The organism is Mesorhizobium sp. M6A.T.Ce.TU.002.03.1.1 (assembly GCF_003997275.1).
GTDB classification, from domain to species: domain Bacteria; phylum Pseudomonadota; class Alphaproteobacteria; order Rhizobiales; family Rhizobiaceae; genus Mesorhizobium; species Mesorhizobium mediterraneum.
This window is the reverse complement of record NZ_RZTI01000025.1, coordinates 49,112-64,632: the sequence shown is the minus strand read 5'-3', so window position 1 is coordinate 64,632 and position 15,521 is coordinate 49,112. Positions and strand designations below refer to the sequence as shown.

At 62.5% G+C, this 15,521-nt stretch carries 15 protein-coding genes and 1 pseudogene; 10 read left to right on the top strand and 6 right to left on the bottom strand.

Features of this window, described 5'->3' with window-relative positions; translation table 11 throughout:
- The 4 genes and pseudogenes from EOC93_RS10950 to glcF all read left to right on the top strand — a co-directional run.
- Nucleotides 1-629: pseudogene (locus EOC93_RS10950) on the top strand (2-hydroxy-acid oxidase); the annotation flags it as partial.
- The gene (locus EOC93_RS10945; RefSeq protein ID WP_127204609.1) at nucleotides 626-1,027 is read left to right on the top strand and encodes a DUF4870 domain-containing protein; all 402 of its coding nucleotides are present in this window, start codon (nucleotides 626-628) and stop codon (nucleotides 1,025-1,027) included. The pseudogene EOC93_RS10950 and the gene EOC93_RS10945, both read left to right, overlap by 4 nt.
- Nucleotides 1,028-1,121: 94 nt before the next feature.
- Nucleotides 1,122-1,703, top strand: coding sequence for a hypothetical protein (locus EOC93_RS10940; protein ID WP_127204608.1), 582 nt, complete (start codon nucleotides 1,122-1,124; stop codon nucleotides 1,701-1,703).
- Nucleotides 1,703-3,034, top strand: a complete 1,332-nt coding sequence (gene glcF, locus EOC93_RS10935) for a glycolate oxidase subunit GlcF (protein ID WP_127204607.1) — start codon at nucleotides 1,703-1,705, stop codon at nucleotides 3,032-3,034. Before EOC93_RS10940 ends, glcF begins: the two co-directional genes overlap by 1 nt.
- A 29-nt stretch (nucleotides 3,035-3,063) precedes the next feature.
- Here the strand turns inward: glcF and EOC93_RS10930 are convergent, their stop codons facing one another.
- The gene (locus tag EOC93_RS10930) at nucleotides 3,064-3,984 is read right to left on the bottom strand and encodes a bifunctional 5,10-methylenetetrahydrofolate dehydrogenase/5,10-methenyltetrahydrofolate cyclohydrolase (protein ID WP_127204606.1); all 921 of its coding nucleotides are present in this window, start codon (nucleotides 3,982-3,984) and stop codon (nucleotides 3,064-3,066) included.
- A gap of 278 nt (nucleotides 3,985-4,262) precedes the next feature.
- Nucleotides 4,263-5,009: a L,D-transpeptidase gene (locus EOC93_RS10925; RefSeq protein ID WP_127204605.1), complete on the bottom strand. Its 747-nt coding sequence runs from the start codon at nucleotides 5,007-5,009 to the stop codon at nucleotides 4,263-4,265.
- Between the two features lie 213 nt (nucleotides 5,010-5,222).
- On the opposite strand from EOC93_RS10925, the gene EOC93_RS10920 reads away from it, so the two are divergent.
- Complete coding sequence (locus EOC93_RS10920; protein ID WP_095483578.1) at nucleotides 5,223-5,858, top strand: DNA-3-methyladenine glycosylase I; 636 nt, start codon at nucleotides 5,223-5,225, stop codon at nucleotides 5,856-5,858.
- Between the two features lie 176 nt (nucleotides 5,859-6,034).
- On the opposite strand, the gene EOC93_RS10915 is transcribed toward EOC93_RS10920, so the two are convergent.
- Nucleotides 6,035-6,289 (bottom strand): hypothetical protein, encoded by a 255-nt coding sequence (locus EOC93_RS10915; protein WP_095483579.1) that lies wholly within the window; start codon nucleotides 6,287-6,289, stop codon nucleotides 6,035-6,037.
- Nucleotides 6,290-6,504: 215 nt separating this feature from the next.
- On the opposite strand from EOC93_RS10915, the gene hisS reads away from it, so the two are divergent.
- From hisS to EOC93_RS10890, 5 genes are all read left to right on the top strand, one after another.
- Entirely contained in the window at nucleotides 6,505-8,004 is a 1,500-nt protein-coding gene (gene hisS / locus EOC93_RS10910; RefSeq protein ID WP_127204604.1) for a histidine--tRNA ligase, read from the top strand.
- Nucleotides 8,005-8,175: 171 nt separating this feature from the next.
- Nucleotides 8,176-9,297, top strand: a complete 1,122-nt coding sequence (locus EOC93_RS10905) for an ATP phosphoribosyltransferase regulatory subunit (protein ID WP_127204603.1) — start codon at nucleotides 8,176-8,178, stop codon at nucleotides 9,295-9,297.
- Complete coding sequence (gene hisG, locus EOC93_RS10900) at nucleotides 9,294-9,989, top strand: ATP phosphoribosyltransferase (protein WP_127204602.1); 696 nt, start codon at nucleotides 9,294-9,296, stop codon at nucleotides 9,987-9,989. Before EOC93_RS10905 ends, hisG begins: the two co-directional genes overlap by 4 nt.
- Nucleotides 9,990-10,278: 289 nt before the next feature.
- On the top strand, nucleotides 10,279-12,051 hold the full coding sequence (locus EOC93_RS10895) for an AMP-binding protein (protein WP_095483583.1): 1,773 nt from the start codon (nucleotides 10,279-10,281) through the stop codon (nucleotides 12,049-12,051).
- Between the two features lie 123 nt (nucleotides 12,052-12,174).
- Nucleotides 12,175-12,594, top strand: coding sequence for a VOC family protein (locus EOC93_RS10890; RefSeq protein ID WP_095483584.1), 420 nt, complete (start codon nucleotides 12,175-12,177; stop codon nucleotides 12,592-12,594).
- A 165-nt stretch (nucleotides 12,595-12,759) separates the two neighbouring features.
- Here EOC93_RS10890 and EOC93_RS10885 read toward each other — a convergent pair whose 3' ends face one another.
- From EOC93_RS10885 to EOC93_RS10875, 3 genes are all read right to left on the bottom strand, one after another.
- Entirely contained in the window at nucleotides 12,760-13,626 is an 867-nt protein-coding gene (locus EOC93_RS10885; protein WP_127204601.1) for a haloacid dehalogenase type II, read from the bottom strand.
- A gap of 275 nt (nucleotides 13,627-13,901) precedes the next feature.
- Entirely contained in the window at nucleotides 13,902-14,426 is a 525-nt protein-coding gene (locus EOC93_RS10880; RefSeq protein WP_095483586.1) for a hypothetical protein, read from the bottom strand.
- A 179-nt stretch (nucleotides 14,427-14,605) separates the two neighbouring features.
- On the bottom strand, nucleotides 14,606-15,514 hold the full coding sequence (locus tag EOC93_RS10875) for a hydrogen peroxide-inducible genes activator (protein ID WP_095483587.1): 909 nt from the start codon (nucleotides 15,512-15,514) through the stop codon (nucleotides 14,606-14,608).
- Nucleotides 15,515-15,521: the final 7 nt, after the last annotated feature.

Sequence of the window (15,521 nt, the reverse complement as noted above, 5' to 3'; positions counted from 1 at the left end):
GTGCCGAAGTGTCGAGCGCTGCCCATCTTCCCGAACGCGTTGCCGGACGGGTCGCCGGTGGCAGTCTCGGCAGCGCTGCCGCTACATTGCTGCGCGTCGAGGGTTTCGGTCCGTCGGTCGCATACCGCATTACTGCGCTGAAAGATCTGCTCAGGAATGCCGGCCCGCTCGAGGAAATTTCGGGCGATATCTCGCATTCTGTCTGGCGCGATATCAGAGATTGTGCGCCTTTCGTCGACGGCCTGGCAAAGCCGGTATGGCGCGTCTCGATGGCGCCGGCGCAAGGCCACCAGATGGTGTTGGCGCTGCGCATGCAGGCGGCGGTCGATGCCTTCTATGACTGGCAGGGCGGATTGATCTGGCTGCGCATGGAGCATGGCGATCCCGAAGCCGATCTTCTGCGCGGACTGGTGAGACAGCATGGCGGCGGCCATGCGACGCTGGTGCGCGCCGCCCCGTCGCATCGCGCCGCTGTGCCGGTGTTCGAGCCGCAGGCGCCGCAACTGGCGGCATTGGCGGCGCGGCTCAAAGGCGAGTTCGATCCTAAGAACATCCTCAATCCCGGCCGTATGGCGCCGGCTGCAGGCTCTGCTACTCTTGGCCCGGCAACCGAGGGAGCAGCATCATGAGCGACATCAATCCAGGCCCGACCGATTCAGGCAAACCCGCACCGCGCCAGACCGACCGCTGGCTCGAGCCCGGTCCAACCAACGCTCTGGTCATTTACGTTCTCTACCTAGCCGGCCTGGTGATCGGCGTCACCGGCCTTGTCGGAATCGTCCTGGCCTATATCAACCGCGGCAAGTCAGGCGGCTTCGTCGAGAGCCACTACACATTCCTGATCCGCACCTTCTGGATCGGTCTGCTCTACGCGCTGATCTCGGTTGTGCTGATGATGGTGGCGATAGGCGTCGTACTGATGTTCGCCGTCGCAGTCTGGTTCATCGCCCGCTGCATTCTCGGCCTGCAGGCGCTGCAGCGCGGCGAGCCGGTCAAAAACCCGGAAAGCTGGTTTCTGGGATTATAGGAAATTTTCTAGTGCAGACAAATTTCTCAGCTGCCCAGCTTGGTCAGCGGTTGAAGCAGTAATTTAATACGAATGCTGGCGAATGGAGGCGGTAGTGATCTCGGCAGTCTTAGCTATCTACGGAGCTCTGCTATCGACAATGTTGGCTTTCATTCAGATTGGTAACTTTCAGAGATCGAGAAGGTATTTAGAGATAACGATAGGTAGATCCTTCAACACTACAGACGAGAATGTTGAGTTTAAGATAAGCAATAGATCAAATAATAAAACAGAAGTACAAAATATAATGATTGGCATTTGCGAAATGTCGAACGACGGTTTCGTAAGGCTCTTTGCTGCGCATGGATTTGAATCTTTCAAAACAAGCCATTTTTGGGACAAGCGAGAAACGCCATTAGAATTACCTTTCGCACTCAATCCAGGCGAAAGCGTTTATGTTGATTTTAGCTCAACAGACGCCAATAGTTTTATATCGCGGGACCGAAGCTATTTGCCAGAAAGCGTCATTCTAGGAAACGCATTTGAACTTGAGATTGAGCACTCGCAGGGTAACCCCAGAAGAGCGTATTTCTCAATGGATCCCCGTAAATTGATAGCCGAAGAAGAGCTAAAAGAGGCTGATAGCTTAAGCCTCTGGCGGTCGCATATTTGGAAATTTGATCGGTCGAGGCTCTGATGCAAACCTCTTTCTCGCTTGCCCAGCTTGCCGATCCGCATGTCGCGGAATCGGAAAAAATCCTGCGCAAATGCGTGCATTGCGGCTTCTGCACAGCCACCTGCCCGACCTATGTGACATTAGGCAACGAGTTGGATTCGCCGCGCGGGCGGATCTACCTGATCAAGGACATGCTGGAGAACGGTCGCCCCGCCGACAAGGAGATCGTCACTCATATCGACCGTTGCCTGTCCTGCCTCGCCTGCATGACCACCTGTCCGTCGGGCGTCAACTACATGCATCTGGTCGATCATGCCCGCGCCCATATCGAAGAGACCTATAAGCGCCCGCTGCTCGATCGCCTGACACGCGCCATGCTGGCTTTTGTCCTGCCTTATCCCTCGCGTTTTCGTGCTGCGCTCAAGCTGGCGAAGCTCGGCCAGCCATTCGCCGGACTGTTCGAAAAGATCCCGGCGCTGAAGCCGCTGGGCGCGATGCTCAAGCTCGCTCCGGCATCAGTCCCGGCGGCCTCGCCAAAGGCTTCGCCGGGCATCCATGCCGGGCAGGGCACGAGAAAAATAGGCCGCGTCGCCATACTCACCGGCTGCGCGCAATCCGTGCTCGATCCCGCCATCAACGACACGACGATCGCGCTGCTGACGCGGCTTGGAGTCGAGGTCGTGGTGCCCGAGGGCGAGGGCTGCTGCGGCGCGCTGGTGCATCATATGGGCCGCGAGGAGGCGGCCCTTGCCTCGGCCAGGCGCAACGTCGACGCCTGGACGCGAGCCATCGACCAAGGCGGCCTTGACGCCATCGTCATCACCGCGTCCGGCTGTGGCACCACGATCAAGGATTATGGTTTCATGCTGCGCCTCGATCCGGCCTATGCCGACAAGGCGGCGCGGGTATCGGAGTTGGCCAGGGACATTACGGAATATCTGGCGAGCCTCGACCTGCCGGAACCCGTTCGCAAGCCGGGCACCATCGTCGCCTATCACTCCGCCTGCTCGATGCAGCATGGCCAAAAAATCACCCGCCAGCCGAAGGAGCTTCTGGCCAAAGCCGGCTTCGTCGTGCGCGAGCCGCGCGAGGGCCATCTCTGCTGCGGCTCGGCCGGCACCTACAACATCCTGCAATCCGAGATTTCGGCTCAGCTGCGTGACCGCAAGGTCAGGAATATCGAGGCAACGGGTGCTGAAATCGTCGCCACCGGCAACATCGGCTGCATCACCCAGATCGCTTCTGCGGCGAAGATGCCGGTGGTGCACACGATAAAACTGCTCGACTGGGCTTATGGCGGACCGCAGCCGGAGGGTGTCCCGAAAGACAGGGCAGTCGTGGCAGCGGAGTGATCCACTGACGCTCCCGAAACGCTGCCGTCTTATTCCGCCGCGAGCTTGTCCACCACACCGTAGGTCGCCTGGTAGCGTGCGCGCTGGCGGCTGAGCGCCACCATCGTATTGCGCAAAAGAATCGCCACGGTGATCGGACCGACGCCGCCCGGCACCGGCGTGATCCAGGACGCCACCTCCTTGACGCTCTCGGTATCGACGTCGCCGACGATGCGGCTCTCCCCGTCGGGTCCCGTTTCGGCATTGATGCCGATGTCGATGACGGCCGCACCGGGCTTGACCATGTCGGCCTTGATCAGCCGCGGCTTGCCGACCGCGACGAACAGCGCGTCGGCGCGGCGGGCATGCGCTGCCACCGAGCGCGTCATGTGGTGGCAGACCGTCACTGTCGCGCCCTCGCTCATCAGCAGGAAGGCGATCGGCTTGCCGACGATCTCGGAGTGGCCAACGATGACGACCTCGAGCCCCTTGAGATCGAGACCGGTTTCCCTAAGCAGCTCGACCGAAGCGGCGGCCGTGCACGGCGCGAGGTCTAGCTGGTTGTAGACGATGTTGCCGATAGAAGCTGGATGCATGCCCTCGACGTCCTTGAGCGGATGCACCGCCGCCTGCAGCGTCTTGATCGGGATATGCGCCGGCACCGGCCGCTGGATGATGATGCCGGTGACGCGCGGATCGGCATTAAGGCCGTGGATCGCCGCTTCCAGTTCGCCGGCGGTGATGTCGGCGGGAAAGCGCCTTTCCTCGAAACCGATACCGGCCAATGCTGCCTTGGCGCGCTGGTTCCGGACATAGACATCCACCGCAGCTGTGTCGCCGACGGTGATCGATATCAGTTTGGGCGGAAAGCCTTCGGCGGTGGCGATCGCTGCATCCACGCGCACCGAGGCGATGATGCGTTGGGCGACCGGGCCGCCCCTGAGATAGCGGTTGTCATCGGACAGGGACATGCGTGAACCTTCTGTCTGAAAGTGTTGCTGCCGACATAGCAAAACTCTTGGGATAATGGCAGCTCGAAAGCGAACCGCTATGACTGTCGCGCGACGTACCGGCGCGAAGATATGCCCGCCAAGGGATGTCAGGAGAAACAGAAAGGGCAGCGCGGTTTGCCGCGCTGCCCTTTCGTGACTGGCCGCATCCCCACACGGCCCGTCCCCCGTTGTTCTTTCATCTGACCTCAAAAAGCCAAAGCTAATGTCTTTCTAGCCGAGATGATTCGTGACGGCAACTATATCACCACAACCGTCGTGCCAACATTGACCCGTTCATAGAGGTCGACGACATCTTCGTTGCGCATGCGAATGCAGCCCGACGACACCGCGCCGCCGATCGTCCATGGCTGGTTGGTGCCGTGGATGCGGTAGAGCGTCGAGCCGAGATAAAGCGCGCGTGCCCCGAGCGGATTCTCGGCGCCGCCGGCGACATAGGTCGGCAGATAACGGCCCTTGGCCGCCTCGCGCGTGATCATCTCCGCCGGCGGCCGCCATTCGGGCCAGACCTTCTTCTGCGAGATCTTGTGCTTGCCGGCCCACTCGAAGCCCGGCTTGCCGGTGCCGACGCCATAGCGCCGTGCCTTGCCGTTGCTTTCGACCAGATAAAGAAAATTCTCTGTCGTATCGATGACGATCGTGCCCGGTTTGTGCGGACCGTCATAGGCGACTTCCTGCGGCAGGTAGATAGGGTCGATCTGCGGGCGCGCGACCATGCGCTTCTTGGACGGCGCCTGCATCGCGGCAGTATGCAACTGAGCCGGTTGCGCCTGCCGTTGAGAACGGCGCTGCGGCTTTTGCATCTCTTGCCGGTTTTGGCGGACGATGCCCGGCGCGCGGCCAAGCTGCAGCACCCAAGGCGCCGAAAGGTCGGGGCTCACCATCACCGGCGGCCTGTCGGCATAACGGTCATTGGCGCTGGAGGATGTAGCGGCGGCGGCCAGCGCGGCTGCGGCGCCGAGCAGCGGAAACAAAAATGTCTTCATTGGAACGCACCTTGATCGTCGAACATCCGGGGGCGCAAAAGCGTCCCCGATTTCGTGGACATTGGGCGCGGAGCGGCAACCGAAACGTGAATCGGAATGCGTAAAATGCTCCATTGTCAGTAAACCTTTCGGTGTGGTTACTGGCCGGTTCAGGAATCTGGTAAAGCCGGAGTAAAAGGCGCGCTAAGGCGCATTAACGAATGGAATTCCGCCATGGATGAGAAGACAGGCCTGCTCGCCGGCCCCGATGGTATCGCGCGCTGCTTCTGGCACGGCAATCTGCCGGATTATCTGCACTACCACGACCATGAATGGGGCCGGCCGGTCACCGATGACCGCAGACTGTTCGAAAAGATCTGCCTCGAAGGCTTTCAGTCGGGTCTGTCCTGGCTGACCATATTGCGCAAGCGCGAGAATTTCCGCGAGGCGTTCGCCGGCTTCGATATCGACAAGATCGCCGCCTTCACCGACGAGGATGTCGAGCGCCTGCTCGGCAATGCCGGCATCATCCGCCACCGCGGCAAGATCGTCTCCACCATCAACAACGCCAAGCGCGCGCGTGAAATGGCGGACGAGGCCGGCTCGCTGGCCGCCTGGTTCTGGAAGTTCGAACCCGGCCCGGACGAACGGCCCGGAATCGTCGATCTCGCCCATCTGCGCGCCAATCCGACCACGGCGGTTTCTGTGCGGATTTCGAAGGAGCTGAAGAAACGCGGCTGGAGCTTTGTCGGCCCGACCACCGTCTACGCCTTCATGCAGGCCATGGGGCTGGTCAACGACCACCTTGAAGGCTGCGTCTGCCGCGAGCAGGTCGAGGCGGAACGGAATGCGTTCAAGCGGCCGAAGTAGCTCCTTCTTTCCTTCTCCCCTTGTTGTGGGAGAAGGTGGATCGGCGCGCAGCGCCGAGACGGAAGAGGGGTGTTGGACGGAGTGCTGTCGCAGCCAAGCTGGAACACCCCTCATCCGACCGAGCTTCGCTCGGCCACCTTCTCCCACGGGGGAGAAGGAAAGGGGCGCTCAAAAACTCAAGCGCCGCTGGCGCCGGCCAGGAAAAGTCCGGCGACAATGGCCGCAAGCGTGGCAAAAGCCGGATAGATCACAAGCAGGCTGGTCACCAGCGCATCACGCATGGTCGGTCCCTTGCGCTCGTCCGCCGCGACCTCGAATGGTCCCGCCGTTTGGCCTGCCGGTCTCGGCGCATGGCCGTCGGCCGGCCGCAAACGAGCGGGCAGCTCGCGGGCGCCACTGTCGATGATATCGAATTGCCGTGCCGTGGTCATGGCCCGAACCCCTTGTTTCGGCGCGCTTTATCGGCTGCGATTGTGTCGGCACGATGCCGCGCTTATGGCGGAATTGTTTCGTTTTGGGTCCGGTTTGTTTCAGGAAACGTGCAAACGCTTGCCGCTCCCGGCTGCATCGGTTAGGACACCCGCGCTGTGGAGTTCAGGAGTTTTGCCGATCCACGGAGCGCCACGAAACACCGAGTACCCATGCCATGGCCGACAAATCGGAAAAGACGAAAGCGCGGCTGCCGCGCGGCTTTGCCGACCGCAGCGCCGACGACATCCGCGCCGTCGAAAAGATGATGGCGACGATCCGTGGCGTCTACGAGCTTTACGGCTTCGAGCCCGTCGAGCAGCCGCTGATCGAATACACCGATGCGCTGGGCAAATTCCTGCCTGACCAGGACCGGCCGAACGAAGGCGTGTTCTCGTTCCAGGACGATGACGACCAGTGGCTGTCGCTGCGCTACGACCTGACCGCGCCGACGGCGCGTTTCGTCGCCGAGAATTATGACAGGCTGCCGAAGCCGTATCGCAGCTATCGCTCCGGCTGGGTGTTCCGCAACGAAAAGCCCGGTCCCGGCCGCTTCCGCCAGTTCATGCAGTTCGACGCCGACACGGTCGGCACGCCGGGCGTCGCGGCCGATGCCGAAATGGCGATGATGATGGCCGACGTGATGGAAGCGCTCGGCATCAAGCGCGGCGACTACGTCATCAGGGTCAACAACCGCAAGGTGCTGGACGGCGTGCTGGAGGCGATCGGCCTTGGTGGCGACGAGAACATCGGACGCCGGCTGACCGTGCTGCGGGCGATCGACAAGCTGGATAAATTGGGTGTCGAAGGCGTGCGCCTACTGCTTGGCACCGGACGCAAGGACGAGAGCGGTGATTTCACCAAGGGCGCCGGGCTGGACAACGTTCAAGCTGAGGCCGTTCTTTACGCTACGGCGAAGCCTGAGCTAGGTGATTTAGGGCACCCGGATTCCACGGTGAAAGCCAGCCAGTCCTTCAACGAAGGCGTTGCCGAACTATCAATCATTGAAGACTTGGTAAGGGCAGCTGGATATGGCGAAGACCGCATAATTATGGATCGTTCCGTCGTCCGCGGCCTAGAATACTACACCGGCCCGGTTTACGAGGCCGAGCTTCTGGCTGAAATCCCCAATGAGGATGGCCAGATCGTGCGCTTCGGCTCGGTCGGCGGCGGTGGGCGCTATGACGGCCTCGTCTCGCGCTTCCGTGGTGAGCCGGTGCCGGCAACCGGCTTTTCCATCGGCGTCTCCAGGCTGATGACCGCGCTGAAGAACCTCGGCAAGCTCGACACCTCTGATGTCATCGCTCCGGTCGTCGTGCTCACCATGGACAAGGACACCGAAAGCCTCGGCCGCTACCAGAAGATGGTCGCCGAACTGCGCGCCGCCGGTATCCGCTCCGAAATGTATCTCGGCGGCGCCGGCATGAAGGCGCAGCTCAAATATGCCGACCGCCGCGGCAGCCCGGTCGCCATCATCCAGGGCGGCGACGAGCGCGCCAAGCGCGAGGTGCAGATCAAGGACCTGATCGAGGGCGCACGGATGTCGGCGGAGATTGTGGACAACGCCGAATGGCGCGCGGCGCGCCCGGCGCAGGTGACGGTGGCGGAGAGCGAGCTGGTTGGCGAGGTGAGGAAGATACTCGCGGCGCAGGCCGAGGAGCGGGCGCGTGGCAAGTAGGGCGCCGCTCCCTTCTCCCCTTGTGGGAGAAGGTGGCCGAGCGAAGCTCGGTCGGATGAGGGGTGTTGGAAGAAACTCAACGCCACCACTCCGTCCAGCACCCCTCATCCGTCTTGGCGCTGCGCGCCAATCCACCTTCTCCCACAGGGGGAGAAGGGAAGGGCGCCTGCCATGACCTCCCGCTATCCCGCCATCGCATCAGACATCGCAAAACTCTTCGCCGCGCGCAGCACGCATGCGGTCGAGGTTGCCGTGCTGCAGCCGGCCGACCCGTTCCTCGACATGGCCGGAGAGGATTTGCGCCGCCGCATTTTTCTCACCGAAAGCGAAACCGGCCAGACGCTTTGCCTGCGGCCCGAATTCACCATTCCGGTCTGCCTCGACCACATTGCCAGCCAGGCCGGCACGCCGCGCCGCTACTCCTATCTCGGCGAGGTGTTTCGCCAGCGCCGCGAGGGCGGCAATGAGTTTTTCCAGGCCGGCATCGAGGATCTCGGCGATCGTGATATGCCGCAAGCCGATGCCCGCTCGCTGGCCGATGCACATGCGCTGCTTTCCCTGGTGCTGCCGGGTCAGGTTCTGGCGGTCACGCTCGGCGACCAGACCATATTCGAAGCGGTGCTGGCAGCCCTCGGCCTGCCGCGCGGCTGGCGCATGCGGCTGGCCCGCGCCTTCGGTTCGGCGGCGATGCTGGAGGCAGCGCTTGCCGACCTCGCCAATCCGCCGCGCAACGGCCAGCTCGCCGGCGCGGTCGCTGCCCTCGTGCTCGATGGCAATCTGGAAGGGCTTTCGTCGCACATCGCCGGCGGCATGGAGCAGGCGGGCCTGTCGGCGTCGGCCGGGCGCTCGCCATCCGACATTGCGCGGCGCTTGATCGAGAAGGCCGCGTTACGCAGCGTGCGGCTGTCGAACGAGGCGTTTTCGGCGCTGAAGACTTTTTTGGCGATCGACGTGCCGCTCGACGGCGCAGCAAAAGCGCTCGAAACCTTCGCGGCCGGTTCTGGTCTCTCGCTGGGAGCGGCGCTGGACAGTTTCGCGGCCCGCGCCAAGGCGATCGAAGCGCATGGCCTGCCAGTCAAAAAAATCCGCTACGATGCCGCCTTCGGCCGCCCGCTCGACTACTACACCGGTCTGGTGTTCGAGATCGCGGCGGAAGACGGCGACCGGCCGCTGGCCGGCGGCGGCCGCTATGACCGGCTGCTGACACTGCTCGGCGCGAAAACGCCGATCCCCGGCGTCGGCTTTTCCGTCTGGCTCGACCGCATCGAAGCGTTGCGGGAGCCGGCGCAATGATCACGCTGGCGATCCCGTCGAAAGGTCGGCTGAAGGAGCAGGCGCTGGAGATGCTGGCTCAGGCCGGGCTCGCCGTCAGCCTGCCCGGTGACGAGCGCAAATACCGCGCCCGTATCGAAGGCGAGGAAGCCGTCGAGGTGGCGTTCCTGTCGGCGTCCGAAATCGCAGGCGAGATCGGCCAGGGCTCGATCGATCTTGGCATCACCGGCGAGGATTTGTTGCGCGAAAGCCTCGCCGACTGGGAGGCGCGCGCCGAAATCGTCGCCCGCCTCGGCTTCGGCAACGCCGATGTCGTGGTGGCGGTGCCCGACATCTGGCTCGATGTCGACACGATGGCCGATCTCGACGACGTCGCCGCCGATTTCCGCCAGCGCCACGGCAGGCGGCTCAGGATCGCCACCAAATACTGGCGGCTGACCCAGCAATTCTTTTCGCAAAAGCACGGCATCCAGGTCTATCGCATCGTCGAAAGCCTGGGCGCCACCGAAGGCGCGCCGGCGGCGGGATTGGCCGATGTCGTCGTCGACATCACCACGTCAGGCTCGACGCTGCGCGCCAACCATCTGAAGGTGCTGGCCGACGGCGTCATCCTGCGCTCGCAGGCCTGCCTTGTTTCATCGAGGAAGACGCGTGCGGCTGCGGATGAAGCAGTGTTGCGCGACATCGCCGCGAAGATGGCTTCGGTGGCGTAAATCTCTTCCCCTTGTGGGGAGCTGCGGCAGAGGGGTGGGAAGGATCGTCCTGGGGCAGAGCATATTTGCTCTTGCTTTGTGCCGGCACTTATGCTACCAAACTCCGCATGGTGCTGATTTGCGCCGCCACCCGCCGTCGAGGCGGGTTTTTTGTTTCCGGAGCTATCCTCACCGGACTCCGAACCGACTTGGCGGCGCGACCTGACTTCGAAGCTCCGGCCATACCATCGACGGGATTTCCACCACCCCGGCAGGCTGATAGACTCGGTCGCCTGCGGAGGAGACGGCGATGCCGATCAATCTCGACGAGTTGAAGAATGCCACCAATCTGCGCAGCCGCCGCCCGCGCAATGGCGCCTCGTTTGTCGCGCCGGTAGACGGCAGGGCGCATGTGTCGGGCGAGCGCACCGTGCCGCTGCTGCAGCAGACGATCCCGGCGTTGCTTTCTGACACCGTCAGCAAATACGGCACGCTCGATGCCGCCGTCTTCGTCGAGCAGGACAAGCGCTTCACCTGGAGCGAGCTTTCAGACACGGTGGACGCGCTGGCCGCCGGCTTCCTGGCGCTCGGCCTGGCAAAAGGCGACAGGGTCGGCATCTGGTCACCCAACCGCTGGGAATGGCTGGTGACGCAGTTCGCCACCGCGCGCATCGGCCTTATCCTGGTCAACATCAACCCAGCCTATCGGCTGGTCGAGCTGGACTATGCGCTGAACAAGGTCGGCTGCAAGGCGCTGGTCACATCAGCCGAATTCAAGAGCTCCGACTATCTCGGTATGATCGAGACACTGGCGCCGGAGATCGCGACAGCGACGCCCGGCAAGCTCGACGCGAAGAAATTGCCGGCGCTGAAGATCGTCATCCGCATGGGCGAGGAGAATTCGCCCGGCATGTTCAATTTCGCCGATGTGCTGGCGATGGCCGGGCGCGACGAGCATGACAGCCTCGACCGGATCTCCGAGGGGCTGAAGCCCGGCGACGCCATCAACATCCAGTTCACCTCGGGCACGACAGGCGCGCCCAAGGGCGCGACGCTGACCCACAACAACATCGTCAACAACGGCAATTTCGTCACCTCGGCGATCAGGCTGACCGCCGACGACCGGCTGTGCATCCCGGTGCCGCTCTATCACTGCTTCGGCATGTCGATGGGCACGGTCGGCTGCGTCACCAAGGGCGCCGCCATGGTTTTCCCAGGCGAGGGGTTCGATGCCGGCGCCACACTGAAAGCGGTGGCGGGCGAACGCTGCACCGGTCTTTACGGCGTGCCGACCATGTTTGTCGGCCTGCTCGACCATCCGGATTTCGAGGCGTTCGATCTCACCAGCCTGCGCACTGGTATCATGGCCGGCTCGCCGTGCCCGATCGAGGTGATGAAGAAGGTGGTGTCGATGATGCACATGGCGGAGGTAACCATCGCCTATGGCATGACCGAGACCAGCCCGGTCTCGTTCCAGAGCAGCGTCGACGACCCTCTGGAAAGGCGCGTCTCGACGGTCGGGCGCGTCCACCCCCATGTCGAGGTCAAGGCCATCGATGCCGACGGCGCCACCGTTGCAGTCGGCGCGCCGGGCGAACTCTGCACGCGCGGCTATTCCGTGATGAAGGGCTATTGGGACGACGACGAAAAGACCCGCGAGGCGATCGACGCCGATGGCTGGATGCACACAGGCGACCTCGCCACCATCGATGCCGAGGGCTATTGCAACATCGTCGGCCGGGTCAAGGACATGGTCATCCGCGGCGGCGAGAACGTCTATCCGCGAGAGGTCGAGGAATTCCTCTATCGCCATCCCAAGGTCAGGGAAGTGCAGGTGTTCGGAATTCCCGACCCGAAATATGGCGAGGAGCTTTGCGCCTGGATCGTGCTCAAGCCCGGCCAGATCGCCACCGAGCAGGAGATCAAGGCCTTCTGTACGGACCAGATCGCCCACTACAAGATCCCGCGCCACATCCGCTTCCGCACCGAATTGCCGATGACGGTGACCGGCAAGCCGCAGAAATTTCTCATGCGCAAGGCGATGGTCGAGGAGCTGGGGCTGGTGGCGGCGAAGACGGCGTAAAGGAGCGGGGTGCCGCGTCGCGCCACAAGCGGCCGTTACGCGCCCACGATTCCAAGGCGGGGTTCGGTCACCGCGATCTGGCCAAATCAGCAATAGAATTGCCGTCAGGATGGAGTGTCCAAAATGAAGGTCTTGTTCATTTCGAGTATGGCCATCGTTGCGCCGGATCCAGCCGAGAGCCGCAAGCTCTTCATCGACGTGCTGGGCTTGCCGCTCAAGCGCCACGAGGGCGATGAGTACTACTTCAGCGAGAGCGTCGGCGGCAGCAAGCATTTTGGCGTATGGCCGCTCTCGCAGGCTGCCGAAGCGTGCTTTGGCACACGCGAGTGGCCGGCGGATCGGCCGTTACCGCAAGCCTGTATCGAGTTCGAAGTCGAGGACTTGGACGGCGTCGCTGCCGCCGCGCAGGAGCTTCAGGAAAAAGGGTATGACCTGCTCCATGGCGTACGCACCGAACCTTGGGGCCAGACCGTCGCCCGACTCCAAACAATTGAAGGAGCGATCGTCGGCATCTCCTATGCACCCTGGATGCATGAGGTTTAGCCGGGCCTGCAGGAGCCCTCAACAACCCAAATGTAATGGGGAGTTGAGCAATATGTTGCCCGTTCTCATACGAGCACCCTCGATGCGCAATGCGATGGTCGAAGAGCTCGGACTGGCGACGGCGACGACTGCTTGCTACCGGCTGCCGGAGCGCGCCCTCGCAACCTACTTCAGAATCGCAGCGAGTTCGATCAAGTCATTTGCCATGTATTCCCAACCATCGAGCGGCTCGATGGCGGCAGCCTTCGACGGGTCGTGCGCATTTGAGCGGACGACATACGCCGTCTTCAATCCGCATCGACGCGCGGCATCCAGGTCGTAGTCGTGGGCGGCAACCAGCATCGCCCTGTCCGGCTCCACGCCCAGCAGCTCACAGGCACGAAGATACACCTGTGGCATCGGCTTATAGGCCTCGGAGATATCAGCGCCGAGGATCGTATCCCATGGCAACCTGGCATGTTTTGCCATGTCCACCAGAAGTCGGGTGTTCCCATCGGACAGCGGTGCGACGATGAAGCGTTCCTTCAATCTGGAGAGGCCCTCCACCGAATCCGGCCACGGCTTGAGGCGGTGCCAGGCCAGATTGAGGTCTTCCAGTTCGGCGCTCGGAAAAGCCGATGGCGTCAGCCCGAACCCCTTCAGGCACGCTTCCAGGTTCTCCATATTGAGCAGATCGAGCGGGACAAAGGGCCGCTGACCACACCGGACGGCTTCAACCGATGGGTCATAGCGTCCAACCCAAGCATCGGCAAAAGCACCGGCATCGATATGCAGGGCGTCATGGCGCTTAAGAAACGAACTCGCCTCCGCCGCTATGCTGCCGCGCCAATCGACAACGGTTCCCAAGACGTCGAAGAACAATACCTCAACTTTCGTCACTTTTAGCTCTCCATGCTCGTCGGTCTGGTGGTCCGTCAGTCGCGGTAAGAGGGATCGATCTTGTTGCCGCTTGAGATAGTCGAAATGCGTGAAAGCCTGATCGTTGTAAAGCAGCCAGCCGTCCGCTGTTTTCAGCGCCAGATCGTCGGACATGACCCAGATCGTCGGACATGACCCAGATCGCCGGACATGACATTGAGCGGTTGCCCGTCGGTCGGCCTCCCAGTACTGACTCGATCTATCGGCCGCTGCGAATACCTTGAGTGCGTCGGAAACATCGGCGGCGACGGCGAGGCCCTCGCTACCCTTGCTTTCGATTTCCGCTGTCAACTGGCTGAGCGCGTTTGTGGCGGGCGAGCAGAGGCGCCGGTGACCACCGCTGTCATTCCGCTTTCAATCCGACGGCGCCAGGTCGGTGTTGGCAAAGTCTAAACCGCCGGTCCTTCGAGCCCGCTTCTCTCGTGCGATTTCCACAGGAACCAGCCGAGGACGGTGCCGAAGAAGAATGTGTGGGCAACGAACTGCAGGACCGGGCTTGCTTCCAGGAACCACGGGAATGCGATCGGCGCGATCACATAGAAATTGACGAGCCACAAGGCGAGGCCAAAGACGCTGCCGAGACCAATGAAGGCGGCGGATCCTCGCAGCATTGAGGCAATCTCCCCGAACACGATACCGTAGATGATGGCCAGGATCAGATGCACGATCACGCCGGCAATGCTGGCCGTCAGGAGCGAATAGCCGGGATCGAGAGCTTCCGGTCCAAGCGCGATGGCGCCGATCATGCGCAGGGGCATGAAAAACGCTTCCGCCCCCATCATGAACGCACTCGCCGTCATCTCGAACGCCGCAAAGACGAGGCCGGCGACAATGCCCGCAACGGCCCCCTGCTGGAGTCCCCATCGGATGTCGCGCGGCGTCACTGGTGTGTGGATGTAATCACGGTAAGCCATGATACTGCTCCCTTCTGGAACGCAGACTCCTCCGGAAAACCAATGCGGGATGCGCGTCGGCGGTTCCGGCCGTTCGGCGCAATTCACGGGGATTTGATTGAAGTTGGGGTTTTCTCAGGCCGAACGGGTGCAGCGATGGGCCAGCAGACTTTCCGCCAGATAATACAGTGCGTCTCGCCTCAGGCCGCCAGCACCGCCGCATCCAGCCCGCGAACAATCTTCGCCAGCTCCACACACTCGTCGTGGCGTACCTTGTTGCGCCGCCAGGCGAGGCAGATCGTGCGCTGCGGCATTGGCTCCTGGAAAGGCACGATCTTCAAATCGGGGATAGTGCTGGCCGGTCCTGCCGCCATTTCCGGGATGAGCGTGACGCCGAGCCCGTGCGCCACCATCTGCAGCAATGTCGTCAGGCTGGTCGCGCCATAGCTTGCCATTGCCACCGGCCGCACGCTGCCGCAGACGGCAAGCGCCTGTTCGCGCAGGCAATGGCCTTCCTCCAGCAGCATCAGCCTTTCCAGCGCCGGGCTTTCCGGCGGAACCGGCGGCGAGGCGAAGGCGGGATCGCCGGCCGGCACGGCAAGGAAGAACCGGTCGGAGAAAAGCGCCTCGGTGATCAGCCCGGGCTGATCGAGGGGAAGGGCCGCGATGAAGGCGTCGAGCTTTCCCAAAGCGGTGTCCTCGACCAGCGATGCGGTCACCGCTTCGCGCAATTCGAGCTGCAAGGCCGGAAAATGCCGTCTCAGCTCCGGCAGCACATGCGGCAGGAGATAGGGCGCCACCGTCGGGATTATGCCGAGCCGGAAGCGTCCTTCCATGGCGGGACGCCCGCGCCGGGCCGTGGTCTCGATCTCGCGGATATCGGCAAGAATACGCTCGATGCGCGGCAGCATGGCCTGCGCCTCGTCGGTCATCCGAACCGATTTGCCGCCGCGCTCGAACAGCCGGCAGTTGAGCCGCAGCTCCATCTCGGCGATCTGCGAAGACAGCGCCGGCTGGCTGACGCCGGCGAGCTTCGCGGCGCGGCCGAAATGCAGCGTCTGCGCCAGCGCCTCGAAATATTGCATCTGCCGGACAGTGAGACCAATCATAAGGAAA